General features: G+C 57.8%; 23 protein-coding genes. 8 read left to right on the top strand and 15 right to left on the bottom strand.

Annotated features, from left to right (window positions below; translation table 11 throughout):
- Window positions 1-5: 5 nt before the first annotated feature.
- Window positions 6-1,292: a serine hydrolase domain-containing protein gene (locus tag R0140_RS07650; protein ID WP_016161563.1), complete on the bottom strand. Its 1,287-nt coding sequence runs from the start codon at window positions 1,290-1,292 to the stop codon at window positions 6-8.
- 103 nt (window positions 1,293-1,395) lie between these two features.
- On the opposite strand from R0140_RS07650, the gene R0140_RS07655 reads away from it, so the two are divergent.
- Window positions 1,396-2,283, top strand: coding sequence for a LysR family transcriptional regulator (locus tag R0140_RS07655; RefSeq protein WP_008803999.1), 888 nt, complete (start codon window positions 1,396-1,398; stop codon window positions 2,281-2,283).
- A gap of 58 nt (window positions 2,284-2,341) precedes the next feature.
- On the opposite strand, the gene rplY is transcribed toward R0140_RS07655, so the two are convergent.
- Window positions 2,342-2,626, bottom strand: coding sequence for a 50S ribosomal protein L25 (gene rplY, locus R0140_RS07660; RefSeq protein ID WP_008804000.1), 285 nt, complete (start codon window positions 2,624-2,626; stop codon window positions 2,342-2,344).
- Between the two features lie 136 nt (window positions 2,627-2,762).
- Window positions 2,763-4,520, bottom strand: a complete 1,758-nt coding sequence (locus R0140_RS07665; RefSeq protein WP_012541014.1) for a DEAD/DEAH box helicase — start codon at window positions 4,518-4,520, stop codon at window positions 2,763-2,765.
- A 146-nt stretch (window positions 4,521-4,666) separates the two neighbouring features.
- Between R0140_RS07665 and rsuA the strand changes: the two genes are divergently transcribed.
- From rsuA to R0140_RS07680, 3 genes are all read left to right on the top strand, one after another.
- On the top strand, window positions 4,667-5,386 hold the full coding sequence (rsuA, locus tag R0140_RS07670) for a 16S rRNA pseudouridine(516) synthase RsuA (protein WP_008804002.1): 720 nt from the start codon (window positions 4,667-4,669) through the stop codon (window positions 5,384-5,386).
- The gene (locus tag R0140_RS07675; protein WP_008804003.1) at window positions 5,383-6,579 is read left to right on the top strand and encodes a Bcr/CflA family multidrug efflux MFS transporter; all 1,197 of its coding nucleotides are present in this window, start codon (window positions 5,383-5,385) and stop codon (window positions 6,577-6,579) included. The genes rsuA and R0140_RS07675 overlap by 4 nt, the downstream gene beginning before the upstream one ends.
- Window positions 6,580-6,909: 330 nt before the next feature.
- On the top strand, window positions 6,910-7,254 hold the full coding sequence (locus R0140_RS07680; RefSeq protein ID WP_002912974.1) for a YejG family protein: 345 nt from the start codon (window positions 6,910-6,912) through the stop codon (window positions 7,252-7,254).
- Window positions 7,255-7,257: 3 nt separating this feature from the next.
- On the opposite strand, the gene yejF is transcribed toward R0140_RS07680, so the two are convergent.
- From yejF to R0140_RS07725, 9 genes are all read right to left on the bottom strand, one after another.
- Window positions 7,258-8,847 (bottom strand): microcin C ABC transporter ATP-binding protein YejF, encoded by a 1,590-nt coding sequence (yejF, locus tag R0140_RS07685; RefSeq protein ID WP_032740148.1) that lies wholly within the window; start codon window positions 8,845-8,847, stop codon window positions 7,258-7,260.
- Between the two features lies 1 nt (window position 8,848).
- Window positions 8,849-9,874 (bottom strand): microcin C ABC transporter permease, encoded by a 1,026-nt coding sequence (locus R0140_RS07690; RefSeq protein ID WP_012541016.1) that lies wholly within the window; start codon window positions 9,872-9,874, stop codon window positions 8,849-8,851.
- Window positions 9,874-10,968, bottom strand: coding sequence for a microcin C ABC transporter permease YejB (locus R0140_RS07695; RefSeq protein WP_008804006.1), 1,095 nt, complete (start codon window positions 10,966-10,968; stop codon window positions 9,874-9,876). The genes R0140_RS07690 and R0140_RS07695 overlap by 1 nt, the downstream gene beginning before the upstream one ends.
- A 9-nt stretch (window positions 10,969-10,977) precedes the next feature.
- Window positions 10,978-12,783, bottom strand: a complete 1,806-nt coding sequence (locus tag R0140_RS07700; protein WP_023298003.1) for an extracellular solute-binding protein — start codon at window positions 12,781-12,783, stop codon at window positions 10,978-10,980.
- Window positions 12,784-12,851: 68 nt separating this feature from the next.
- Window positions 12,852-14,414 (bottom strand): cyclic di-GMP phosphodiesterase, encoded by a 1,563-nt coding sequence (locus R0140_RS07705; protein WP_023298002.1) that lies wholly within the window; start codon window positions 14,412-14,414, stop codon window positions 12,852-12,854.
- A gap of 187 nt (window positions 14,415-14,601) precedes the next feature.
- Window positions 14,602-15,171 (bottom strand): bifunctional murein DD-endopeptidase/murein LD-carboxypeptidase, encoded by a 570-nt coding sequence (mepS, locus tag R0140_RS07710; RefSeq protein WP_004201653.1) that lies wholly within the window; start codon window positions 15,169-15,171, stop codon window positions 14,602-14,604.
- Window positions 15,172-15,597: 426 nt separating this feature from the next.
- A complete protein-coding gene (locus tag R0140_RS07715) occupies window positions 15,598-16,311 on the bottom strand; it encodes a phosphatase PAP2 family protein (RefSeq protein ID WP_008804009.1) in 714 nt (237 codons plus the stop codon).
- Window positions 16,312-16,348: 37 nt separating this feature from the next.
- Window positions 16,349-17,326: a CobW family GTP-binding protein gene (locus R0140_RS07720; RefSeq protein WP_032740147.1), complete on the bottom strand. Its 978-nt coding sequence runs from the start codon at window positions 17,324-17,326 to the stop codon at window positions 16,349-16,351.
- A 120-nt stretch (window positions 17,327-17,446) separates the two neighbouring features.
- Window positions 17,447-18,913 (bottom strand): mannitol dehydrogenase family protein, encoded by a 1,467-nt coding sequence (locus tag R0140_RS07725; protein WP_038421541.1) that lies wholly within the window; start codon window positions 18,911-18,913, stop codon window positions 17,447-17,449.
- A 207-nt stretch (window positions 18,914-19,120) separates the two neighbouring features.
- Between R0140_RS07725 and uxuA the strand changes: the two genes are divergently transcribed.
- Window positions 19,121-20,311, top strand: coding sequence for a mannonate dehydratase (gene uxuA / locus R0140_RS07730; protein WP_008804012.1), 1,191 nt, complete (start codon window positions 19,121-19,123; stop codon window positions 20,309-20,311).
- A gap of 1,207 nt (window positions 20,312-21,518) precedes the next feature.
- Here uxuA and yeiP read toward each other — a convergent pair.
- The gene (yeiP, locus tag R0140_RS07735) at window positions 21,519-22,091 is read right to left on the bottom strand and encodes an elongation factor P-like protein YeiP (protein ID WP_002912951.1); all 573 of its coding nucleotides are present in this window, start codon (window positions 22,089-22,091) and stop codon (window positions 21,519-21,521) included.
- Window positions 22,092-22,238: 147 nt separating this feature from the next.
- Between yeiP and R0140_RS07740 the strand changes: the two genes are divergently transcribed.
- A complete protein-coding gene (locus tag R0140_RS07740) occupies window positions 22,239-22,493 on the top strand; it encodes a YkgJ family cysteine cluster protein (RefSeq protein WP_008804013.1) in 255 nt (84 codons plus the stop codon).
- Between the two features lie 2 nt (window positions 22,494-22,495).
- Here R0140_RS07740 and R0140_RS07745 read toward each other — a convergent pair whose 3' ends face one another.
- Window positions 22,496-23,428 (bottom strand): LysR family transcriptional regulator, encoded by a 933-nt coding sequence (locus R0140_RS07745; protein WP_032755023.1) that lies wholly within the window; start codon window positions 23,426-23,428, stop codon window positions 22,496-22,498.
- A gap of 213 nt (window positions 23,429-23,641) precedes the next feature.
- Between R0140_RS07745 and R0140_RS07750 the strand changes: the two genes are divergently transcribed.
- Window positions 23,642-23,986 carry a DUF3302 domain-containing protein gene (locus tag R0140_RS07750; protein WP_008804015.1) on the top strand — a complete coding sequence of 115 codons (345 nt, stop codon included), beginning with the start codon at window positions 23,642-23,644 and terminating at the stop codon, window positions 23,984-23,986.
- 1 nt (window position 23,987) lies between these two features.
- On the top strand, window positions 23,988-25,124 hold the full coding sequence (locus R0140_RS07755; RefSeq protein ID WP_032733367.1) for an HlyD family secretion protein: 1,137 nt from the start codon (window positions 23,988-23,990) through the stop codon (window positions 25,122-25,124).
- A 34-nt stretch (window positions 25,125-25,158) separates the two neighbouring features.
- On the opposite strand, the gene setB is transcribed toward R0140_RS07755, so the two are convergent.
- Window positions 25,159-26,340, bottom strand: coding sequence for a sugar efflux transporter SetB (setB, locus tag R0140_RS07760; RefSeq protein ID WP_032755022.1), 1,182 nt, complete (start codon window positions 26,338-26,340; stop codon window positions 25,159-25,161).
- Window positions 26,341-26,567 lie beyond the last annotated feature (227 nt).

Here is a 26,567-nt window from a genome sequence, read left to right on the forward strand (position 1 = left end):
GGAGATTAGCGCAATTCGCGGGCAATGGCGCTGTACATCAGCGCCGCTTCCAGCGGCTGGGCGTTGAAGGACGGTTCCGCCTGCGGCCAGGTCGACCACTGGACGATCACCAGATGTTCCGCGCGGTTCACCATGATCACCTGGCCATAGATCCCCAGCGCCCACAGCGAGCCCTGCAGTCCTTCCTGCGGCGTCGGCTGTACGTGTTGCGCATTGGCCGGAATCGCGTTGTTCCACCACTGATAGCCGTAGATACCTTGCGGATGCGCTGCTGAAACCGAGTTCAGCGCTTTTGTCCAGCTTGCGGCCTGGTCGAACCAACCTGCGGGCACCAGCTGTTTGCCGTTGCTTAACCGACCATCGCGGGCGACAAACTCGCCAAAGCGGCCCCAGTCTTCGAGGGTGGCGTTAAAGCCGTGGGCGCCAACATCATGCTTCCCTTGCTGATAAGCATGCCAGACGCCATCGTGGGCCATACCCGCAGGCTGCCACAGTGATTGTTCAAGCCAGGCGGCCAGCGACATACCGGTCGCGCGTTCCAGCACATCGCCCAGCAGCCAGGCGCCGCCGGAAGAGTAGGACCACTGCTCGCCTGCCGGGTGTTTGCGCGACAGTGCCGATACGATTTTACGTACGCAATCATAGGCGCCGGGCTGTGCTTCACATTGGGTCAGGCGGGCAAAGTGCGACTGCGGGTTGGTGTAATCTTCATTCCAGTCCACGCCGCTGGTATGTTGAATGAGCTGCTTGAGCGTTACGCCGTCCCAGGCGGTGCCTTTCAGTTCGGGTTCATAAACGGTAATCAGGTCATCGAGGGAGTGGATTTTCCCCTGTTGAATGGCGATGCCCACCAGCGTTGAGACGACCGATTTGCCCACCGATCGCGAGGTCCACAGCGTGGTATCGGTGTTGCCGTTGCCAAGGTATTTCCAGGCGACTTTGCCATCTTTCAGCACCAGCATGCCGCTGACGTTCTCGCGCTTCAGGTAATCCTGTAGCGTCCAGGTGTGGCCGTTGAGGGTATAGCTGGCGTGGGTCAGTGGCTTTTCAGCACGCTCCAGCGGGACCGCTGCGCCGTGGCGGAAGACGTCTCCGGCATAATTGCGATAGTCGTTACGAAAGCCAACGACGCGTGACGCCTGATCCCAGGTGAGCATGTCTTTGGCCGCGGGTAGCGTTTGGTCGTAAGGGGTGGGGCAGACATCCAGCGTCAGGTCGCCGCAGTTTTGCGCCATCGCCGCCGCCGGCAGCGCCGCCAAAATTAACGCCAGAGCCAGTGGTTTTTTTATCATTTTCATTTCCTCGTTTGCCATAGTTTCGCTGCGCAGTATATAAATCGGCTCGCGAAGGCTAAAATCAGCAAATGGGGGATTTTCCCCCGCAAGGGAGAGAGGGATGAAAACCCTGCAGTATTCTTTCGCACAGATTGAGGCCTTCGCCACCATCGCCGAAACTGGCAGCCTGTCGCAGGCGGCCATTCGTTTAGCTAAAGACCGGACCACGCTTCGCGATCTGCTGGACTATCTGGAAGATGCGCTGGGCTACCGGCTGTTCAGCCGTGAAGGGCGTAGCCTGACGCTAACCGCCGAAGGCGAGCAGCTTTTTCGCCAGGCACACCTGCTGTTGCGTCAGGCGCAGGCTTTCGAGTCTTTTGCGCAAACGCTGCCGCAAACGGCCTGGCAGGCGTTACGTCTGGTGTACGATCCCTTCGTGCCGCGTGAATTTCTCTGTTTGCTGGCTGATACGCTTGCCCGGCGGCAGATCCGTTTAAGCTGCTGGAGCGCCTCGCGGCGCGAAGCCGAGCAGGCGCTGAGCGAGGGCATCGCGGATATGGCCATTTGCCAGGCTAATAATCGTACGCTGGGCAGCGAAATGGAGTGGCGGGCGCTGGGCACCGTTGATTTACGTTTTTACGCCGCGCAAGGATTGTTTACTGACGCCGCACGGCCGCTGACATTGCTGAATTTATCGCTAACGCCACAGCTGGTGATGCACCGGCGCAGTGACGATCAGATCGCCCGCCGGCTACAGATATCCGGCCATACGCTGTATATGAATGAAATCGCGCTGCTGCGCCATGCGATGGAGCAGGGGATGGGCTGGGGGTTTTTACCGGAACATTTACGGCCAGGCGAGTGGCAGGGGGTTGCTGAAATAGCTACCGAGGTCGGCAGTCAGGGACTGAACGTGACCATGGTGATGCTCTGGCTGCCCGGCATGAATAAGCACCGGATGCTGAGCGACCTCGTGGACGAGGCGCCGGAACTTTGGCGGCGCCGATAACAAAACGCCCCGGGTCAGAAGACACCAGGGCGTTTGCCATACAACTTGCTATCGGCGATTACGCGCGAACGAAGTCGATGTGGGTCAGTTTCGGCTTGAACGCGTGACGCTGAACAGCCTGAACTTTAACTTTCTCTTCTTTGCCATCGATAACGAGGGTCACAACTTCGCCGTAAAATTCAGCTTTATCCTGCATGTTCCACAGTTTGTCGTGATCCAGTTCGATAGCAACCGGAGCAGCTTCGCCACCGTAGATGATTGCCGGGAACTTGTTAGCTGCGCGCAGGCGGCGGCTCGCACCCTTACCCTGCTCTTTACGTACTTCTGCGTTGATAGTAAACATTGATGTCTCTCTATATATAAAGCCTGCAACAGGCGACCCAGCTGCAGGCAGATTATCTGCTTTGCGAATGCAAAAGCGGGCGGCATTATAGCCGCCAATCGGCACAGCGGCAATCAAAACCTCAGTTTTTGGCGGATTAACGCAGCTCATTGGCGCGACGGAAACGGCCCTGATAATCGAATACTTTTTCCCGCACCTGCCAGTATTGCCCCTTCATTCGGGCGACGACAAAGTCAGGATGGCGCAGCAGCGCCTGCTGGGCAATGATATCCGCCGGGGTTATCCAGCGTAACGGCACGCCCGGCGTACGGGTATGCGGGCGGATAAACAACTGCTCAAAGGCGGTACGCTGGGCGGGCGTTTGCAGACGGAAGCGCTCACTCACGTCGGCGCCGTCCTCATCATAGTAGGTGATTTTCAGCCACGGGCCTTTCTCGTCGCTACCGTGCTGCATAGCCATGCCGCTGCAGCGCAGCACCAGCGCGTCCTTTAGCTTCAGCGCCGCCTTCAGCATATCGTCCGGGTCGACCAAAATCGTGTCGCACTCGCGGCAGCGGCGGGCGGCGATATCGTTTTCCGCGTTGCACTGCGGGCAGTTTTTGAAGCGAAAGCGGAAGTCGCACTGTTCGCGGTGGCCGTCATCATCTTCAAACCAGCCCTGGCAGCGGCGGCCAAAATGCTCAATCAAGGTGCCGTCGGCGGTGGTTTTGCCCCAGAAGGTGTTGGCGAAACCGCAGGCCGGGCAGAAGACCTGCACCGGTACGTTGTCGCTTTTCCCCTTCGGCGTCCCCACTTCCGGGGCGTACAGGTCATGCGGGTTGCCGGCGTAGTCGAGGATCAGGCAGTCGGTTTTGCCCGGCGCCAGGCGCAGGCCGCGGCCAACGATCTGTTGGTAAAGACTCACCGACTCGGTGGGGCGGAGGATGGCGATCAGGTCAACGTGCGGGGCGTCGAAGCCGGTGGTCAACACCGCGACGTTCACCAGATAGCGATACTCCTGCGCTTTAAACGCCTCGATAATGCGATCCCGCTCTGGTCCAGGCGTTTCCCCGGTGATCAGCGCGGCTTGCGCCGCCGGCAGCAGACCGGTCACTTCCCGGGCGTGTTCCACGGTGGCGGCGAAGATCATCACCCCTTTACGGCTTTCGGCGAACTCCACGATCTGGCTGACGATATGCGGTGTTATGCGCTGCTGTTTTTTCAGTTCGTGGTTAAGATCGGCTTCGCTGAACAGGCCGTTGCTTTGCGCCTGCAGACGGCTGAAATCGTACTGCACCACCGGCATATCAAGGCGTTCCGGTGGCGTCAGGTAGCCGTGCTTAATCATATAGCGCAGCGGCAGCTCATAGATGCAGTCGCGAAACAGTGCTTTCTCATCGCCACGTACCATGCCGTGGTAGTGAAACTGATAGATCCAACCCTTGCCGAGGCGGAACGGGGTAGCCGTCAGGCCGAGCAGCCGGAGCTGAGGATTCACCTGCCGCAGGTGGCTTATGATCTGTTGATACTGGCTGTCGTCGTCATCGCTAATACGGTGGCATTCATCGACGATGAGCAGCGAAAATTCACTGTGAAACTGATCGAGGTTGCGCGCCACCGACTGCACGCTGCCGAACACCACTTTGCCGTGGCTTTCTTTACGCTGCAGACCAGCGGCAAAGATATCCGCCTCGAGGCCAAGGGCGCAGTATTTCGCATGGTTCTGCGCCACCAGCTCTTTGACGTGGGCCAGCACCAGCACGCGGCCGCGGGCCAGCCGGGCAAGCTCGGCAATCACCAGGCTTTTGCCCGCGCCGGTGGGCAGGACAATGGTCGCTGGCTCGGTATGGCGACGAAACCAGGCGAGGGTGGCATCGACGGCTTCTTGTTGGTAGGGGCGTAATGTAAAAGTCATGAATTCACGGGGCTAATTAACTCGCGAATAGTATGCCATGAATCTTTTCCCTTGAGTGGTGTTAAGAGCCCGTTATACTAGCCAGTGAAATTCTTCTTTTTCGGGCGAGTTGCCCGCTCCAGCACTATTACAGGCTAAAAAAATTCATGCGACTTGATAAGTTTATCGCTCAGCAGCTTGGCGTCAGCCGGGCTATTGCCGGGCGTGAAATCCGCGGCAGCCGTGTTACCGTGGACGGCGACATTGTGAAAGATGCCTCTTTTAAGCTCCAGCCAGAGCACGAGGTGGAATATGATGGCAATACGCTGACCCAGCAGAACGGCCCCCGTTATTTTATGCTGAACAAGCCGCAGGGTTACGTCTGTTCCACCGACGATCCCGATCATCCGACTATCCTTTATTTCCTCGATGAGCCGGTGGCGCACAAGCTGCACGCCGCCGGGCGCCTGGATATCGACACCACCGGGCTGGTGCTGATGACCGATGACGGCCAGTGGTCGCACCGCATTACCTCGCCGCGCCACCATTGTGAAAAAACCTACCTGGTGGAGCTGGAAAGCCCGCTGGCGGAAGGGACCGCAGAGCTGTTTGCCAAAGGCGTCCAGTTGCACAATGAAAAAGATCTCACTAAGCCGGCAGTGCTGGAAGTGATCACCCCGACCGAAGTGCGCCTGACCATCAGCGAAGGGCGCTACCATCAGGTGAAACGCATGTTCGCCGCCGTGGGCAACCATGTGGTTGGCCTGCACCGGGAGCGCATCGGCGATATCCTGCTGGATGACGCGCTGGCGCCGGGTGAATATCGTCCGCTGACGGAAACGGAAATCGCCAGCGTAGGCGCCCCGCAGGCACGGAGTAAAACGTGACAGTGAAGCAGAATTCTTCTCTGGGAATTGTGTTTATCCTCGGCCTGCTGGCCATGCTGATGCCGCTGTCGATCGATATGTATCTTCCGGCGCTGCCGGTGATCGCCGCCCAGTACAACGTCCCGGACGGCAGCGCGCAGATGACGCTCAGCACCTATATCCTGGGCTTTGCGCTGGGTCAGCTGCTGTACGGGCCGATGGCAGACAGCCTTGGTCGCAAGCCGGTGATCCTCGGCGGGACGCTGGTGTTCGCCGCGGCGGCGGTGGCCTGCGCCCTTTCGCAGACCATCGATATGCTCATTGTCATGCGTTTCTTCCACGGTCTGGCGGCCGCGGCCGCCAGCGTGGTGATCAACGCCCTGATGCGCGATATCTATCCGAAAGATGAGTTTTCACGGATGATGTCGTTTGTCATGCTGGTGACGACCATTGCGCCGCTGGTGGCGCCGATGGTTGGCGGGGCGGTGCTGGTCTGGTTTAGCTGGCATGCCATCTTCTGGATCCTCGCGCTGGTGGCCCTGCTGGCCTCGCTGATGATCGGCCTGTTTATCCGCGAAACGCTGCCAGCTGACAGGCGTCAGCCGTTCCATCTGCGCACCACGCTGGGTAATTTTGCCACTCTGTTCCGTCACAAGCGGGTTCTGAGCTATATGCTGGCGAGCGGTTTTAGCTTCGCGGGGATGTTCTCGTTTCTCAGCGCCGGGCCTTTTGTTTACATCAATATTAACCACGTCGCGCCTCAGCACTTTGGCTACTATTTTGCGCTGAACATTGTTTTCCTGTTCCTGATGACCATGTTCAACAGCCGGTTTGTGCGGCGGGTGGGGGCGTTGCGCATGTTCCGCGCCGGGCTGTGGATCCAGTTTGCCATGGCGGTATGGATGGTGGTTTGCGCGCTGCTGGACGTCGGCTTCTGGTCGCTGGTGATCGGCGTGGCGGCCTTTGTCGGCTGCGTATCGATGGTGTCGTCTAACGCCATGGCGGTGATCCTCGATGAGTTTCCGCATATGGCCGGCACCGCTTCGTCACTGGCCGGAACGTTTCGTTTTGGTATCGGGGCGATCATTGGTGCGCTGCTGTCGATGGCGACGTTTACCACCGCCTGGCCAATGCTGATCTCTATTGCCTTCTGCGCAACCTGTTCTATTTTCTTCTCGCTTTACGCTTCCCGTCGGCGAAAAATCGCACACTAGGTCACATTTTCAGGGGCGAAATCGCCCCTTTCTTGATACATGTCAACCAGAATGAGCTTCAGGGTTCTGCGATTTGTTTCCTTTATGTAAAATCAATTAGTGTAAAAAGTCGCATTGTTGCGATAAAAAAGTTGTTTTGGATCACAGAAACGGGTACATATAGCGCCAATCGGCTCGCCGGGTATAAAAATAACGCGCTGGTTTATAAGTGCTTAGCCCTGGCCCGCCGCGGCTGTAAACGTTTTCTGCGTCAAGGCAGGACTATTTGTCAACAGTGTGTTAATATTGATGTAAATTTATTGTGAAGCCTTTTGCTTCCGGGGAAACCACGTGAATACACAACAACTCTCTATCGTACACCGTCTGCCGCAGAGCTATCGCTGGCTGGCCGGTTTTGCGGGTTCCAGAGTTGAACCGATTCCGCAAAACGGCGCGCAGAACGAGAACAGTCTCGTTGCCCTGAAGTTGCTGAGTCCGGACGGTGAGAAAGCCTGGCCGGTTATGCATAAGCTCAGCCAGGCGTTAAGCGACATCGAAGTCGACTGTTCAGTCCTTGAGTGCGAAGGCGAACCGTGCCTGTTCGTTAACCTGCAGGATGAATTCGCCGCCACCTGTCGTCTGAAAAATTTTGGCGTGGCCATCGCCGAGCCCTTCTCCGGCAACAACCCCTTCTGACCGTCAGCTCAGCGCCAGCAGCTGGCGGGTATACTCGTGTCGGGGTGCGCTGAAGACGGACTGGCACTCGCCCTGTTCAACCACCTCTCCCTGACGCAGCACCATCACCTGATGACACAGCGCCCGCACCACGCGTAAATCATGACTGATAAAAATATAGGCCAGCTGATGCTTTTGCTGTAATGCTTTCAGCAGATTCAGGATCTGCGCCTGAACGGTTTTGTCCAGCGATGAGGTCGGCTCGTCGAGGACGATCAGCTGCGGCTTGACGATCAACGCTCTGGCGATGGCGATACGCTGCCGCTGGCCACCGGAGAACGCCGCCGGGTAGCGCTGGCGGCTGGCCGGGTCGAGCCCAACCTCCTGCATGGCAAGGATCACTGCCTGTTCGCGTTCGGCTGCCGTCAGCGTCGGCTGGTGGACGCGCAAGCCTTCCTCAATGATCTGCTGCGCCGTCAGGCGCGGATTGAGCGACGAGTTCGGATCCTGAAAAACCACCTGCATTTGTCGGCGCAGCGGCAGCAGCTGTCGGCGGTTACGCCCCTGAATCGGCTGGCCGGCAAAAGTTATCTTTCCCTCGGATGAGATCAGGCGCAGCAGCGCCAGACCGGTGGTGCTTTTTCCCGATCCCGATTCGCCCACCAGGCCCAGCGTCTCGCCGGCGCGTAGCTGAAAACTGAGGCTGTTAACCACCCGATGGTGATCGACCACCCGGCGCAGGATCCCTTTGCGAACAGGAAATGCCACGTTTAAATCGTCCGCCTGCAGCAGCATCGGGGCATCAACGGCCAGCGGCACCGGCTCACCGTCTGGTTCGCTATCCAGCAGGCGTTGGGTGTAGGGATGCGCCGGCGCGCTGAACAGCGCCCGACAGTCATTTTGTTCCACACAGCGGCCGTTCTGCATCACCGCTACCCGGTCAGCCAGCTGACGGACAATGCTCAGGTTATGGGTGATAAACAGCAACCCCATGTTCAGCTCCCGCTTTAGCTCGCGCAGCAGCTGCAGGATCTGCGCCTGCACTGACACGTCCAGGGCGGTGGTCGGTTCGTCGGCGATCAGCAACTCCGGGCGCGTCAGCAGCGCCATGGCGATCATCACCCGCTGGCGCTCGCCGCCGGAGAGCTGATGCGGATAGTCCGCCAGCCGCCGCGGCGCCTGACGGATCCCGACGCGCTCCAGGCAGTCGAGGATCTCCCCGCGCGCCGCCTCTTTGCGCATTCCCCGGTGTAACGACAGCACCTCATAGAGCTGTTTTTCCAGGGTATGCAGGGGGTTGAGCGACACCATTGGCTCCTGAAAGATCATCGCGATCCGGTTGCCGCGCACGCCGCGCAGGGTCGACTCCTCAGCATGCAGCAGCGACTGGCCATGAAAGCGGATATCGCCGCTGGGGTAGCTGGCCGGCGGGGTGGGGAGCAGTCGCAGCACCGACAGCGCGGAGATGCTTTTTCCTGAGCCGGATTCGCCTACCAGCGCCAGCGTCTCACCGACTGCCACCTCGAGCGACAGATTGTGTACCACGGTCTGCGTCTCGCCCTGCTGGCGAAAGGCAATAGAGAGATTGTCGATAGCTAACAGCGGGTGGGTCATATTACACCGCCTTACTCGGGTCAAAGGCGTCGCGAACCGCTTCACCAATAAAAATCAGTAGCGTCAGCAGTACGGCGACGGAGAGAAACGCGGCAATGCCCAGCCAGGGCGCCTGCAGGTTGTTTTTTCCCTGCAGCAGCAGCTCGCCGAGAGAGGGGGAGCCGAGCGGCAGACCGAAGCCGAGAAAATCCAGCGACGTCAGGGTGGTAATGGAGCTGCACAGGATAAAAGGCAGGAAGGTGAGGGTCGCCACCATTGCGTTAGGCAACATATGCCGCAGGATGATCTGCCGGTCGCTGACCCCTAGCGCCTGCGCCGCCCGGATGTAGTCGTAGTTGCGGGTGCGAAGAAATTCAGCGCGCACCACGCCCACCAGCGTCATCCAGCCAAAAAGGACGGTGATCGCCAGCAACCACCAGAAGCCCGGCTGCACGACGCTGGAGAGCAGGATGATCAGAAACAGGGTCGGCATCCCTGACCAGACTTCAATAAAGCGCTGGCCCCAGAGGTCGATTTTGCCGCCATAGTACCCCTGTATCGCCCCGGCCAGCACCCCCAGCACACTGGAGAACAGCGTCAGCAGCAGACCGAAGAGCACCGAGATGCGCGTACCATAGAGGATCCGCGCCAGCACATCGCCGCCGTTGGCGTCGGTGCCAAGCCAGTTGCTGGCCGAGGGCGGTGACGGAAAGGGGACGGTGCTGGCAAAATTAATCGTCGTGGCGCCGAAGCGCACCGGCGGCCATAGCGCCCAGCCGTGGGTGGCTAGCTGGTGCTGCAGCCAGGGATCCTGATAGTCGGCGGCGGTAGCGAACGCGCCGCCAAAGGTTTGCTCGGTGTAGTTTTTTAACACCGGAACGTACAGCTGGCCCCGGTACTGCACCAGCAGCGGGCGATCGTTGGCCAGCAGCTCGGCGCCGAGGCTGCAGAAGAAGAGAATTAAAAACAGCCACAGCGACCAGTAGCCGCGACGGTTGTGACGAAAGCGCGCCCAGCGGGCCTGATTAACGGGACTGAAGAAAGACATTAGCGGCCCTCAAAATCAATGCGCGGGTCGACCAGCGTATAGCTGATATCGCTGACGATATTCAGCAGCAGGCCAATCAGAGTGAAAATATAGAGCGTGCCGAACATCACCGGATAGTCGCGGGAGACCGTCGCTTCATAGCCCAGCAGACCCAGGCCGTTCAGCGAGAACATCACTTCGATCAGCAGCGAACCGGTAAAGAACATACTAATAAAGGTGGCCGGGAAGCCGGCGATCACCAGCAGCATGGCGTTGCGGAACACATGTCCCCAGAGGATCTGTTTCTCACCGACGCCTTTGGCGCGGGCGGTGACCACATACTGTTTGCGGATCTCGTCGAGGAAGCTGTTTTTGGTCAGCATGGTCAGGGCGGCAAAGCCGCCGATCACCGTCGCCAGCACAGGCAGGGTGATGTGCCACAGGTAATCGAGGATCTTCTGATACCAGGGAAGGGTGTCGAAGTTCGGTGAGACCAAACCGCGCAGCGGGAAGAGGTCGAAATAGCTGCCGCCGGCAAAAATCACGATCAGCAGGATGGCGAACAGAAAGGCGGGGATCGCATAGCCAATAATAATCAGCGTGCTGCTCCAGATGTCAAAGCGGCTGCCGTTGCTGACCGCTTTGCGAATACCCAGCGGAATGGAAACCAGGTAGATAATCAGCGTACTCCACAGTCCGAGGCTCACCGAGACCGGCAGGCTGTCTTTAATCAGCTGCAGTACTGAGGCGCTGCGAAACAGGCTGTCGCCAAAATCAAAGCGCAGATAATCGCCCAGCATCTTCAGGTAACGCTCGTGCAGCGGCTTGTCAAAGCCGTAGCGGTGGGTGATCTCGGCGATGACTTCCGGATCAAGGCCCCGCCCACCGCGATAGTGCCCCTCGCTGATGTTCCCTGCGCCGGTGCGGGCATGGCTGGCGCCCATCCCGCCGTCGCCGGCACCCGGCATCCCGCCGTGCTGACCAAATTCGATGGCGGCGATGGCCTGATCGACCGGGCCGCCGGGTGCGATTTGCACAATAAAAAAGTTAATGGTGATGATGGCCCACAGGGTGGGGATCACTAACAGCAAACGGCGGATCAGGTAGCTGCCCATGGGATGTCCTTAACGTCTGTCCGCGGGGAGGGTGGCCGCTTTGTTCACGTCGTACCACCAGGTATCGAGCCCGGAGGAATAAATGGGGCGGGTCTCGGGGAAAGAGAACTTATTCCACCACGCGGTGCGGTCCTGCGCCATATACCACATCGGCAGCATGTAGTTATTCCAGGTGAGCACGCGGTCCAGCGCTCGACCGAGGGGGATCAGTTTCTGCTTATTGCCCTGCCACTGCAGGATCTGCGCAATCAGCTTATCCACTACCGGGCTTTGTACCCCCGGTGCGTTATAGCTGGAGTGAATATAGTCTGAGGCCCAGGAGATTTGCAGGTCGGTGCCGGGCCAGGGCATGGCACGCCACAGGCTCGGCATCATGTCGTAATCACGGCTGCGGCGACGGTTGCTGTACTGCGAGTTATCAACCTGACGAATATCCATGACGATCCCCAGGCGCTGCAGGTTGTGCTGAAACGGCAGCACCCAGCGGTCATTGCCACCGGCTGGCATCAGCAGTTCAAAGCGCAGCGGCTTGCCGGTGGCGGCGTTGACCCGGCGCTGGTTTTTTACCGTCCAACCCGCCGCATTGAGCAGGGCATCGGCTTTGAGTAAGTTGTCGCGGTCGAAACCATCGCCGCGGGAGACCGGCGGCTGGTAAACCTGGCTGAAGACCTCCGGGGGCAGTTCGTTTTTCATCGGCGTCAGCAGGGCCAGCTCGGCGGCGTCGGGCAGGCTGCGGGCGGCATATTCGGTGTTCTGGAAATAGCTGTTGGCGCGCTGATAGGCGCTGTAAAACAGCGCCTTGTTCATCCATTCAAAATCGAACGCCAGGGTAATGGCCTCCCGCACCCGGCGATCGGCAAAAACCGGGCGCTGAATATTGAACGCCAGCCACTGGGTATCCTGCGCCGAGGTATTTGTATGCTCATCTTTAATAATGTAGCCGCGGCTGAAGTTGCGACCGACGTAGCGGGTAGCCCAGTTTTTGGCGACGGTCTCTTCCCGGCGATCGACGGCTCCCGCTTTAAAGGCTTCGAAAGCGACATTGTCGTCGAGATAATAGTCATAGCGCAGCGTATCGAAATTCCAGCGACCCCGGTTGACCGGCAGGTCGGCCGCCCAGTAGTCGGCGACGCGTGAATAGGTAATGTATTGCCCCATTCGCCAGGCGCTGATGCGGTAGGGCCCGCTGGCCAGCGGCGGCTTCGACAGCGGGTCGCTGAGTTTGTGCTGGCGCCAGAACGACTCAGGCATCACCGGCAGGCTCAGCAGACTCAGCATGTTCTCTTTGCCGGGCTGGCCGAGGTCGATTCGTACGGTCAACGGGGCGATGGCCTTCACGGTGGTGCCTTTATAAAACAGGCGAAACTGTGGCACCCCTTCGGTCATAAACTTGTTGAAGGTAAATGCAACATCGCGGGCGGTGATTGGCGTGCCGTCATGGAAGCGGGCGTGCGGGTTGAGAGCGATCTCCATCCAGGAATAGTCCTCGGCATAGCGCGCCCGCTCGGCAATCAGCGGGTAGTAGCTGCCGGGCTCATCATCCGAGGTGGTGAACAGGGTATCGTAGAGCGCCTCAGTGCGCACGGCGGGATTGCCGCGCAATGCGTAGCGGTTGAAGTTATCAAAGGTGCCGATCGCCGCCAGGGTGAGGGTGCCGCCTTTCGGCGCCTCAGGATTGACATAATCAAAATGGCTGAAGCTGGCGGCGTATTTGGGTTCACCGATAATCGCAAAGGCGACGCTTTCTTTTATTGTTTGCGCCTTAGCGCTAAGGCTAAACAGAGCAAGCAGAATTAAAAAGAGGCGCGCATACATAGGCGGCAGAATACCTTGTCACGGTCGGCCCCCATAGCCGACCTCTGTTCCCGCATCATATGTGAGACTTAGCGCGTTGTGAAATAATTCGCAGGTTCATCATGCGCGGCGACCAGCGCCTCCAGCGATAGCGGACGGCTTATCCAGTACCCTTGCAGGAAATTGACACCCTGGGCACGAAGCCACTCCGCCTGTTCCTGGGTCTCCACTCCTTCAGCGACGGTCATTAATTTCAGCCGGCGGCTGAGGGTCAGTACCGCATCCAGCACCGGCGAGGTCACGGTTTCGGTGCCAATCGCCTGCACAAAGCCGCGATCGATCTTCAGATAATCGAAGTTATAGCGTTCGAGATAAATCAGCGCGCTATGCCCGGTACCAAAATCATCTATCGCGATTTCAAAACCTTGCTGGTGGAGCCAGGCGAAGTTAGCGATCGATTTTTCTTTATCAATCATCGCCCGCTCGGTCACCTCCAGCACCACGTGAAAATGGTCGGCGGGCAGCGCGGCGGCAAAGCGCAGCATATCGTCGCGGAAGCTGTCAGCCTGCAGATGGGCAGGGGAAATATTCAGCCCCAGCTTGACGCCGCGCGGCAGGATCCGTTTAAGCACTTGACCATCGCTGGCGATCAGCGCCAGCAGGTGATGGGTCAGCGGAACGATCATCTGCTGGGTTTCCGCCAGATTAATAAAGACGTCGGGCGGGATTTCACCCACCACCGGATGGCGCCAGCGCATAAGCACCTCCACGCCGCTGATACGCAGGGTCTGGGCATTCACGACCGGCTGATAGACGACGTAGAACTGGTTATTTTTGATCCCCAGCAGTATCGATTTTCGCGGATCGGATTTGATCGTCAGCACGTAATAACAGAGCAACCCCGCCAGCAGGCCGCACACTACCCCGAGCAACAGGGCAAACTGTGTATTTTCCGCCAGCCAGCTGTTGGCATACAGGTAGACCTTCAGCGGTAAACCGTCGATCTGTAACTGGCGGATCGGTTCGTTATGCAGGGTTTGCGGATCCACCAGCCGATTACTGAAGGTGGAGATGGCGGTATGGCCGATGGCCAGCGCAATACCGCTGAAATCATTTTGTCGTGCGGAATAGAGGATATACGGCGTGAGATTGGCGTTGATCGATACGAAAATGCCGCTGTTTGCATCATCGGGTTTGCTGACCCATAACGCCAGCGCTGCGCTTTTCGGCATCATCGGCGTACCCGGCAAAATCGCCATATCAACGGGTTTGCGAATATCGATCGCCGGGATAAGCTGAGTAAGGGGCGTATTCATGGCCCCTGTCGCCGAGGAGCAAAAGACGACGCCATTTTTAACCAGCAGAAACGCGCGAACGTTGGGGCTGAAAGCGGCATGGGAGGTGAGTCCGGAGTCGATATTCTCGCAGGGCTGATCCACCAGCGGCTGCAGGCCATCAATGGTCTCACGGAGATCGTGAAAATAGCTTTTAAGATAAGTGTCAACGTTGTTGATAATGGCGTCGAAACGCTCTGCCCGGTTATGGTAAATCACCATAAACTGAATGCAGCCGGCCAGCAGCGCGACGATAATCCCCACGCACAGGCTGGTTAACCAGATTTTACGCTGGGGTGAAAAGTAGCGAGTAAGCATAGCTATAGTCTTTCCGTGTTATTGAATCGCATCAACGGTTTGTCGGTCGTCGTTTTTCTCATTCCCACTTAAAAGACATAGCTTATTTTGCGGCGTTCAGAATCAGGTGGCAAAAAAAAACACTGCCGGGGCAGTGTTTTTTTATCCCGCCTCCAGCCAAGGGATAACCGGCGGCGGTAAGGACAGTTTACGAGCGGCTCAGAACTCGACGCGCTTCGTTGTAGCGCTTTTTCCAGTACGGTTCATCCATGCTGGAGATGGTCACCCCGCTGCTGGTGGAGGCGTGAACGAACTGGTTGTTGCCGAGATAGATCCCGACGTGGCGGCCGGTAGAGCCGGCGCGGAACAGAACCAGATCGCCAGTACGCAGCTGGGTACGGGAAATCGATTTTCCGGTTTCCTGCTGTTCAGAGGTTGAACGCGGCAGTTCCAGACCAAATTGTTCGCGGAAGGTGCGCTGCACAAACGCTGAGCAGTCGATACCTTTACGGGTGCTGCCGCCGAGGCGGTAACGCACGCCTTTCCAGCTGGCATACTGATCCATTAAACGGGACTTCACGTCCAGGTTACGGACCATCGTTTCAAATTCATCCTGAGAGGCTTGCAGTGATGATAAATCGCCACTACCCACAGCATGCGTCTCAGAATGCATATTCCTGGCGGTACTTGTTGAACTACACGCGGAAAGCAGAACCGCTACTGCAATCGCGGGGGCTACCCGCAAGATGTATCTCAAAATCGGCTGAGATTTGACCATGCTGTTTATTTTCCCTTGTTGTCCTTAACGACAATGTCGTTATAAAAAATGCCAAACGTGTTAGAGCCTAAATACCCATCCGCAATGAGACAATTCCTTAAGCTTAAATTTGTGCAGTCACGCACAAATTTATTCATGCCCTGAATTAATGTTGCGGAAAAGGCAAAACGAGAACGAGATTACCCTATCAAACGCCGCATGGCGAGCGGTTTTGCGCGATTTCTTATAAGTATTTTGGTGACAAAAAGTGAATCATCGGGAAAGGACAAAATAGCGCCAGTATCGGGTAAAAAACAGACAATTCCTTCATTTGTCACGGGATTAATGTGACAAGAAGATGAACATCATGTTGAAAAAAAGCGCAATTGAAAAAGGGGACCCAAAAGGTCCCCTTATAGATAATGACGCCAGACGGCGACCACGACATTATTTGGCCGATATTCCGCCGGGCAGAGAACGGTCGAAAAGGGCGATCAATTTATCGCTCAGCGGTGTCATCAATACCCACGGCGCGCCAATCAGCACGGCGGTCAGGGAGCCGACGGCAATATCGCTGAACCAGTGAGCGCCAATCATGACGCGCGGGAAAGCAAAGACCACAAATATCACCAGCGCCACGGTTAGCGCGCGGCGGCCGAAATAGCGCCACATAAAGCTCGCGAAGATCAGCAGCATCATCCCATGATCGCCAGGGAAGCTGTCCTTGGAGGCGTCTTTGGTGGGGAAGTTAACGACATCGCTGACGCGGGTGACATCGTGGAAAAACAGCGACGGGCTGGCGCGCTGTACCGGCATCAGGTGCTGCGCCAGCTGGTTAATGATCACCGCGGCCAGCAGCATCACCAGGCCCATGATGGCAATCTGGCGACGGCCTGCTGGCGGCGCTTTAAGCCAGTAGCGGAGCATCAGGCAGCCCATCGCCAGCAGCGAACAGGCGTCGAAGGCGCGATTGTTGATGATCGCCAGCAGCCAGGCATAGGCGTGGCTGACGCTGACGCCATGGTTAAAGAAATGGAAGATCGCGGAGTCGACCGGCGACCAGGCGCCGTGGTTGACCGGCAGATACCAGGAGCAAAATAGCGCCACACCCGCGATGTTAAGCAGCAGAATTAAAGGAATTCGGTTTTTCATCATAGCCATTGCGATTTTGTGACAGTCGGCGGCAACCTTAGCCGCCTCAACTTAAACGAAGCCTCAACAGTGAGGTCTGGAGCGCGTTCCAGTCGGCTTCGTTCGCCGAGATAAGCTCGATTCGGCTATCGGGTGGGGGGACGCTCAGAGTCTCGATATGCCAATCCTCGCCCTGGCGGTTGATCCTCACGGCCCCTTCGGCAATGCGCATCACGCCTTTGACGCGCGCCACGGGCGCCAGCCGTGCCCATTCGAGCAGGCCGATGGTCTCAAAGACCGTTTCCGCGTCGAAAATCCAGCCGCAGGCCTGATAGCCCTGGCCGTTGTTGAGGTGGCGGCGCCAGCGCTGGTGCTCGGGCAGGCTGAGTGCGGCGAGACCGCTGGTCGGGCGAGAGTGGTGAACATGCTCCGCGCTCGCCGGCAACGGGGCGGTGTTGCGGCGCGGCTCATCGAGCAGGGCGAGGTCGATATTACCCTGGGTTGTCGACACCTTGCGACGATCGCCGCCCCAGCGCTGCCACCAGTCGGCCAAGGCGTGGGCGCTTTCGGGCGTTTCTCGATCGTTTTTATTGGCCACAATGATGTCCGCCGCGGCCAGCTGATCGCGGAAATTGTCGTTATTAACGACTTTTCCATCCAGCAGCTGACGGGGATCGAGGATGCACACCGTAGCGCGCAGATCGATCCAGGGTTCATACACCGCTGCGGTGAGGATATCGAGGATCTGCTTCGGGTGGCCAAGGCCGGTGGGTTCGATCAGCAAGCGATCGGGTTTACCCTGGCGCAGCAGGGTATTCAGTCCAACCTGCATCGGCAGGCCGTTAACGCAGCACATGCAGCCGCCGGGGATCTCTTTGAGCAGGGCGCCGCTGTCGGCCAGCAGCGCGCCGTCTATCCCGACTTCGCCAAACTCATTCACCAGTACGGCCCATTTTTCATCCGCAGGCTTCTGCGCCAGCAGATGAAGAATTGAGGTCGTCTTACCGCTGCCGAGAAAGCCGGTGATCAAATTGGTTCTGGTCACTCTTTTCTCCAGGATAAATGTAATGTTGTAACAGTTACGCCTATCCTGACGAAAAAAGGGGGAAAAGAGAAGTCCTGAGGCGGACAGAAGAAGATTCTGTCCGCATAAGCGCAAATATTGTTAAGAATTTAGCGCGCGGGCCACGGCCTCGCGGGCACCGTGCGTCGCCAGTTGCTGCCAGGCGGCGCGGATCCCGGCGACAAACTGCGCGTTGTGCGGCAGGTCGCGGCCAAATATTTCCTCCAGACCCAGTAGCGCATCGACGCGCTGCTGCTCATCGCTCTGCGCCACCCGCTGCTGGATCTTGTCGACCAGCGGATCGCGCACGTCGATCGTCTGACCCGCGTCGTCCGTACCACTGACGTAGCGCATCCAGCCGGCAACGCCGAGGGCCAGCAGCGGCCAGCGGCTGCCGCGCTCAAGATGTACGCGGATGCCGTCGAGCATGCGCTGGGGCAGTTTCTGGCTGCCGTCCATGGCGATTTGCCAGGTGCGGTGTTTGAGCGCCGGATTACTGAAGCGGTCGATGAGGCTGTCGGCATAGGCCTCGAGATCGACGCCGGTAATGGTCAGCGTCGGAGCCTGTTCGTCAAGCATCAGCTGGTGAGCGGCGCGGCGGAAAACGTTATCCTGCATGCAGTCGCTGACGTGCGCATGACCTGCCAGATAGCCAAGCCAGGCGAGAAAAGAGTGGCTGCCGTTGAGCATCCGCAGCTTCATTTGCTCCCAGGGCAGCACGTCGTCGGTCATCTGCACGCCGGCCGTCTCCCAGGCCGGTCGTCCGGCGACGAAGTGGTCTTCGACCACCCACTGAATGAAGGGTTCGCAGCTGATGGCGCAGGGATCGTCGACCCCCAGCACGGCGGCGATTTCCGCCAGCGACTCGGCGGTGGCCGCAGGAACAATGCGATCCACCATGGTGCCCGGGAAGCTGACGTTATTGGCGATCCAGTTCGCCAGCGCCGGGCTGCGTTTTTCCGCCATACCGAGGACGGCATTTTTCACCACGTGGCCGTTGTCGGGAATGTTATCGCAGGAGAGCACGGTAAAGGGCGGCAGGCCCCGGTCCCGGCGGCGGGCCAGCGCTTCCACTAAAATACCGGGAGCCGACTGCGGCAGCGTCGGATTCTCCAGATCGTGAACGATGCGCGGATGCGTCGGATCCAGTTTGCCGGTCGCCGGATCGATGCAATAGCCTTTTTCGGTGATGGTCAGCGAGACAATCGCCACCTGCGGCTCGCAAAATTTTTCGATAATTGCCGCCAGCGAATCGAGCCTGGCGTTCAGGCATTCGTGCACCGCGCCGATCACGATGGGCTGGTTACCGTCGGCGCCTTTTTCCAGCACGGTAAACAGGTGGTCCTGTTCGCGAAGCTGGCTCATCAGCGTATCGCCGCTGAACAGACTGATTTCGCAGATCCCCCAGTCGCCGCCGACGTTATTCAGCACGCGATCGGTCAGCAGCGCCTGGTGCGCGCGATGAAACGCGCCAAAGCCGAAATGGACAATACGCGAGCGGAGCTGGCTGCGATCGTACTGAGGACGTTGCACGTTTTCCGGTAGCGTAGCGGTTGCAATTGTTGTCATTCTTTACACACCTGTTTAACTGCTTATTAACAATGCCAGTCTAAAGTTATATGACAGGAAATTAAATTGGTAAGCCGAAATTATCCGCTGACTGTGAGCTGGATCAATCAATGCGCCGGCACTGTTTGCAGCCTGAGGAGAAACATGTATGGTAGTCGTCATGAGTGTCGCCATTATTGGTATAACAACTTTTGTGAGGGCATAGCGATGGAACAAACCTGGCGGTGGTATGGGCCGAACGATCCGGTATCGCTTGATGATGTACGGCAGGCAGGGGCGACCGGCGTCGTGACTGCGCTGCACCATATTGCAAACGGTCAGGTCTGGCCGGTAGAGGAGATTAAAGCGCGTCAGGCGCTGTTAGCGGCAAAAGGGCTGACCTGGTCGGTCGTCGAAAGCATTCCGGTGCATGAGGATATTAAAACCCACAGCGGGGAGTATGCGACCTGGATTGCCAACTATCAGCAGAGCATCCGCAACCTCGCGGCCTGCGGCATCGATACCGTATGCTACAACTTTATGCCGATCCTCGACTGGACGCGCACCGATCTGGAATATGAGCTGCCGGACGGTTCCCGGGCGCTGCGTTTCGATCAGATCGCCTTCGCCGCCTTTGAACTGCATATCCTCAAACGCCCGGGCGCGGAAGGAGATTACAGCGAAGAAGAGCAGCGTCAGGCTGAGGTTTATTTCAAGGCGATGAGCGAAGCGGACATCGAGAAACTGACCCGCAATATCATCGCCGGCCTGCCGGGAGCGGAAGAGGGTTACACTCTTGACCAGTTCCGCGCGCGCCTGGCGGAATATGACCACATTGATAAAGCGCAGCTGCGCGAGAATATGGCCTACTTCCTGCGGGCTATCGTGCCGGTGTGCGAAGAGGTAGGCATCCGCCTGGCGGTGCATCCGGACGATCCGCCGCGGCCGATCCTTGGCCTGCCGCGTATCGTGTCGACCATCGAAGATATGCAGTGGCTGAAAGAGACAGTGGACAGCATCAATAATGGCTTCACCATGTGTACGGGATCGTATGGCGTCCGCGCCGATAACGATCTGGTGAAGATGGTGGAGACCTTTGGCGATCGTATCCATTTCACCCATCTGCGATCTACCTGTCGTGAAGCGAACCCGAAAACCTTCCACGAGGCGGCGCACCTTAGCGGCGACGTCAATATGGTGGCGGTGGTGGATGCGATTCTGCGTGAAGAGCAGCGGCGTAAGCAGGCTGGCGATCTGCGTCCGATCCCGTTCCGTCCGGATCATGGTCATCAGATGCTCGACGATCTGCGCAAGAAAACCAACCCAGGCTATTCGGCGATTGGCCGTCTCAAGGGGATGGCGGAAGTGCGTGGCGTCGAGCTGGCGCTGAAAATGACCAAATACCCTGAACTGCTGTAATCTCGGTAACAGGGATAATAAGAGGGACAGCCAGCGGCTGTCCCTTTTTACTGTCGGGGCGTCAGCCGGGTCGGGTAAGTGAAGCGCCACCCGACAAAATAACGGCGCAATGGGGTAGATACTATGATCGGTTTGCAACAGTGTCGACCCTGGAAAAACCTGTGTTCTCTGTTATTTCCGGGCAGATTGCGCTCCCGATATTTCTTCTGCGTTATGTCACTCATGGTGCAGGGAGCGCACAGGGGGCGGCCAGTCGCCGCCGCCCCCTGTACCCCCGGGCTCCGGCCAGCAAAATCGCCACTTCGTGGTACCTTCGACTTATCCCTGCAGGCTTCGGGTCGGGCCGAGGCAGCGTCCGTGCAAAACACGGCCCTCAGCCCGCATCCATGCGGGCTGCCCCGGCCTTCCGGGAACGTCTCAGCGATGTTGAGGCCGCCAGCACCGGCAGTTTCAGCAAGAATAGTGAATAAATTAACGACAGGGTGCCCGGATCGTAGGCAGGATAAGGCGTCAGCCGCCATCCGGCACAAATACGGGAACCGTGTTGAATGAATATTACCCGGCACCGGGGCATACCGTCGCCAAATAAAAGGGACAGCCAGCGGCTGTCCCTTTTTACTGTCGGGGCGTCAGCCGGGTCGGGTAAGTGAAGCGCCACCCGACAAAATAACGGCGCAATGGGGTAGATACTATGATCGGTTTGCAACAGTGTCGACCCTGGAAAAACCTGTGTTCTCTGTTATTTCCGGACAGATTGCGCTCCCGATATTTCTTCTGCGTTATGTCACTCATGGTGCAGGGAGCGCACAGGGGGCGGCCAGTCGCCGCCGCCCCCTGTACCCCCGGGCTCCGGCCAGCAAAATCGCCACTTCGTGGTACCTTCGACTTATCCCTGCAGGCTTCGGGTCGGGCCGAGGCAGCGTCCATGCAAAACACGGCCCTCAGCCCGCATCCATGCGGGCTGCCCCGGCCTTCCGGGAACGTCTCAGCGATTTTGAGGCCGCCAACACCGGCAGTTTCAGCAAGAATAGTGAATAAATTAACGACAGGGCGCCCGGATCGTAGGCCGGATAAGGCGTCAGCCGCCATCCGGCACAAATACGGGAACCGTGTTGAATGAATATTACCCGGCATCGGGGCATACCGTCGCCAAATAAAAAGGACAGCCAGCGGCTGTCCTTTTTTACTGTCGGTGCGTCACAGAGGATTAATCCGCGCGGCCCATATAGCGGCACTCTTCGATATGAATGCGGATTTTCTCACCGGTGGTCAGGTATTCCGGCACCTGAATTACCAGGCCGGTGCTCATAGTGGCTGGCTTGGTGCGGGAGCTGGCGGATGCCCCTTTAATACCCGGCGCGGTTTCGATAATTTCCAGGTCAACAGTCTGCGGCAGCTCCAGGGCCAGCAGCTGGCCGTCCCAGGTCAGCACCTGCATATCCGGCATCCCGCCTTCCGGAATAAACTGCAGCTCTTCTTCGATCTGCTCTTTGGTAAAGGTGTAAGGGGTATAGTCTTCTTTATCCATGAACACGTATTCGTTGCCATCGACATAGGAGAAGTCAACGAAACGGCGGGTCAGGGTCACGGTATCGACGATATCGTCACCTTTGAAGCGCTCTTCCACTTTCAGGCCGGTACGCACATCGGAGAAGCGCATTTTATACAGTGTCGCAGCACCACGGGCGCTGGGTGACTGAATATCAATATTTTTCACAATCAGCAGCTTGCCGTTGTAATTCAGCACCATACCTTTTTTAATTTCATTCGCTCTTGGCATTGCAGTAATCCTGTCACTTAACGAGTCAAAAATATCGCGTAAAACTACTCGCGCCCGCGCCTTCAGGCAAGCGGAATTCGCGAGTTTTGCTATCTTCTGGCAAAACGTTTAGGCTGTGGCACAAAATGAGCGTTTGGGAGCTGGGTTGTGGAATGTCGTACCGATTGTGGCGCATGTTGCATCGCTCCCTCTATATCATCGCCAATACCCGGCATGCCGCAGGGCAAGCCCGCCAATACCCGCTGTATTCAGCTTTCCGAGCACAACTTGTGCCTGATTTTCGGCTCCCCTCTGCGCCCGAAGGTGTGCGCCAGCCTGCAGCCCTCGCCCGAGATGTGCTTCACCCACCGCGATGACGCCATCACCTGGCTGCTGGATCTTGAGCTGGCCACCGCGCCCTGAGCTTAAAGCAGCAGATGAGACAGGTTTTTGATATGGGCGCTGAGGCCGTCGAGTAGCGCCTGTACGCGCAGGGGGAGAATGTCCCGCCGCTGGAAGATAAGCCAGGCCTGCAGGTCGATACAGCGCTCCTTTTTCAGACAGGGAACCAGCTGTCCCGCCGCCAGCTCGGTGGCGAGTGAATAGTAGGGCGCATAGACGATCCCCATCCCCAGCTTCGCCAGCTCCACCGCCGGTAGTGTGTTATCGCAAACGAATCCCCCCTTTACCGTGAGATTAAGCGGTTCGCCGTTTTTGCTTTTGAAGGTCCAGATATTGTCGCTGCCGCCCAACATGCGCAGGGTAATGCACTCATGATCCACCAGCGCCTCCGGCTCGGCGATAGGATGTTGCGCCAGATAGTCCGGAGAGGCGAAGACGCCGGTGCGAAAGCGGGTAAAGGGGCGGGCGATGAGATTTTCATTCTGCGGCTTAAAGGGGCTTATCAGCAGATCGCAGTCGCTATTGAAGATGGCGCCGTATTTCTGTTCCCGCTCGCTGGCGTTGCGGGTGACCAGATTGATCTGCAGCTCCGGCAGGGTTTTCCTCAGCGCCGGCAGAATATAGCGCCCGAGAAACTGGTGGATGCCAATGGGCGCCCCAAGGGTGACCACGCCCTGCAGCGTGTTCTTATAACGGTCGGCGAGGTTGATAAGCTGCTCATGTTGCTCAAGGACGGCGCGGCTGGCGTGAATAAACTGCTCGCCGAACTCGGTGCGCACCAGTTCTCGGGCGGCGCGCAGGAAAATGGCCAGACCGACTTTCCGCTCCACGCTGGTCAGCGTCCGTGAGACGTTAGACTGGGGCATATTCAGGCGCTGGGCCGCCCGGCTCACGCTGGCGGTTTCGGCGATGGCGCTGATGATTCTCAGCTCATCCATTTTAAAGTCTTTCAACATCTTATCGCTGCCTGATATCTGTGGTATATCAAAAATGATATACCAGTTTGGCGGAATTGCCATGTGATTTATTGATCAGCTAAACGTATGATGGCCTTTGCGTTGAACAGTCCGTTATTTAAGGAAAATTGTGCGTTTTATCGCTTCTTTTGTGGTCCTCGACGTCATTAAAAATAACGATCTTCCCGCTGGCTTACTGAGTGTATATGCACCATGCTGCTTAATTATTTTGCTTTGTTTGTATTAATACTGGTTTTTCTCATATTATTTTATGGAGTGATTATTATCCATGATATTCCCTATCATATCGCGCAAAAACGGCAGCACCCCCATCAGGACGCGATTCATGTGGCGGGCTGGATAAGCCTGTTTACCCTGCATGCTATCTGGCCTTTTCTGTGGATCTGGGCCACCTTGTACCGCCCTGACCGCGGGTGGGGGATGGCTTCGCAGACCGAGGATAGTCTGCAACGCAAGGAACTGGAGCAACGTATCGCATTACTCGAAGCGGCGTTAAAAAACAGCCAGCAGGCGTCAGCGGGGAATAAAGATAAATAATATGGATCTGTTAATTATCCTTTGCTATGTCGCCATCGCCTGGGGCGTTTTTAAGATATTTCGCATTCCAGTAAATAAATGGACAATACCCACTGCCATATTAGGCGGAATAGTGGTCGTAGGCGCGTTAATATTAACGATGAACTATAACCATCCCTATACGCTGCGGGCGCAAAAAATTGTCGTTTCTATTCCGATGGTGCCTCAGGTCTCAGGCGAGGTGGTTGAGGTTACGACTAAAACCAACGTGTTAATGAAGAAGGGCGAACTGCTGTTCCGCATCGATGACACCCGCTACCGCGCGCGGCTGAACAAGCTGAAAGCCGATCTGGCGGCCGGGGAGGCGACGCTGCGGGCGAAGCAGGCGACTATCGACGATGCCAGCGCCAGAGTGCAGCAGGCGCAGGCCGAGTACGATCGCGTTACCCGTGACTACCAGCGTTATGCTCAGGGGGCGGCCATGCCGGTCAATCCTTTCTCGGAACAGGATGTGACTCACGCCAGGCAGCAGGTGCAGATCCAGACGGCGGTATTGCAGGCGGCGAAAGCGCAATTACAAAACGCCAGAGAGCAGGTGTCTGGCCGCTATAACGGGCTTGATGCCAACATTGCCAGTCTGAAATCGCAGATCCTCGAGGCGGAGTATAATCTGGCGCAAACCGTGGTTCGCGCGCCGAGCGATGGCTACGTTACCCAGCTATTGGCGCGGCCGGGGATGACCGCGGTACGTCTGCCCTTCAAGCCGGTGCTGGTGTTTATTCCCCAGCAAAAGCGCCAGGTGGTGGCGGTATTCCGCCAGAACTCGGTTCTGCGTCTGACGGCCGGGGATAGCGCGGAGGTGGTGTTTAATGGTCTGCCGGGCAGCGTCTATAGCGGTAAGGTATCGCGGGTGCTGCCGGCGATCCCGGATGGCAGCTATCAGGCCAGCGGTGCGCTGCAGGGGCTGAGCGCCGGAGCCGGAAAAGAGGGTATCTATGTGCTGATCGACCTCGATCCCCACCCGGAAGTGGAACATTTACCGGACGGGGTCAGCGCGCAGGCGGCGGTCTATACCGATTATTTTGCCCATGTGTCGATTATGCGCAAAGTCCTGCTACGGATGACCAGCTGGCTGCATTACCTCTATCTGGATCATTAATCAGGATGGCCCGGTCGCGGCCGGGCCGTCTTGCCTACACGTCCCTGATCCGCCACAGGCAGACCTGAGCGGTGATACCCATGACCAGCGCAATCCAGAACACCGCGTGATAGCTCCAGATCTCCGCTACTACCCCCGCCAGTGAACCGGCGATGATCCAGCCGACGCGGGTGGTATTGGTGTAGAGGGTAGTGGCCGCGCCCGCTTGCCCCGGCATCAGATCCTGGAAATAGAGCATGCCGATCCCGGCGAGGATCCCAATGTAGACGGCGTTCAGCACCTGCATCGCCAGCAGCAGCACCGGCGTATGCACCGTCAACATGCCCACGTAAAACAACACACCGGCCACTGCCGAAAGGCGCATCAGAAAGCGTTTACCAAAGCGCCGGGCATAATAACCGGCAATCAGCATGGTAGGAATTTCCAGTCCGGCCGCGGTGCCCATCATCAGCCCGGCCAGCTTCTCCGGCAGATGCAGCTCATTAATGATAAACAGCGGCATATTAATGATGTACAGGCTGTTGGTGCCCCACATCAGCGTGCAGATGCTAAACAGCAGCAGCGCATCGCGGCGGTGCGTGCGCGGGGCTTCCAGCCGGCCCGTCGCCACCGCCGCCGCTTTATGCATGCTGGGTAAGAACAGCCAGACCATGATCCCGCAGACGATAAACGCCGCCGCAGCGCTGAGATACATTGCGGTAAAACCAAACCCCATCGCCAGGGCGTAGGCCAGCGGGGGACCAATCACCCATGCCAGGGAGACCTGGGCGCGCAAAATGGAGCTGAACATCACCGCTTCGCGACCGGTCTTGTCGGCGTGCTCGCGCGCGAGGGCGAACATCTGCGGGTTGGCGGTCGAGCCAAAGCTACTGAGGAAGACGCCGATAAACAGCAAAATGAAGTAGTTCCGGTTCCAGGCAAACAGCAGGCAGGCCAGCACCCCCAGCAGGCAGCAGACGACAATCAGCTGTTTGCGATCGCCCCGGCGGTCGGAGCGGCCGGCGAGGAACTGGCTGACCAGAATGCCAATGACGGCGCTACCAGTAAAAAAGAAGCCGACCATCGCCGGGCGGACGTGCACTTCGTTGGTCAAAAAGAGGCTCAGGGTTGGGGTTTGCAACGCCCCGGCAATGCCTGTCAGAAAGGCGACGATCAAGAATGCGGAAGAGGTTACATCGAACCCGCGTCGGGGAAGAGCGGCGCTACGGTTTTGCATGTTCGGTTTTCTGTAGTTTCAGGAGACGGCGCGGAGTTTACGCCTGCTGGCTGAAAATAAACAGTAGTATGGCACGAATAATTAAAAAGGCGTTTCAAAATATAAGGTTCAGCAAAAAGCTGACATTTGCGGTGGTCGATAGCAAAGGCTTCAGCAAAAGTGTGCAGTACCTCTAAGTTCTGCAATCAAGTCGCTGACGTACCTTGCGCGTTGAGCAAGAAAGGTAC

Origin of the sequence: Klebsiella sp. w6 (assembly GCF_033100215.1) — a bacterium.
In the GTDB taxonomy this organism is placed as follows: domain Bacteria; phylum Pseudomonadota; class Gammaproteobacteria; order Enterobacterales; family Enterobacteriaceae; genus Klebsiella; species Klebsiella variicola.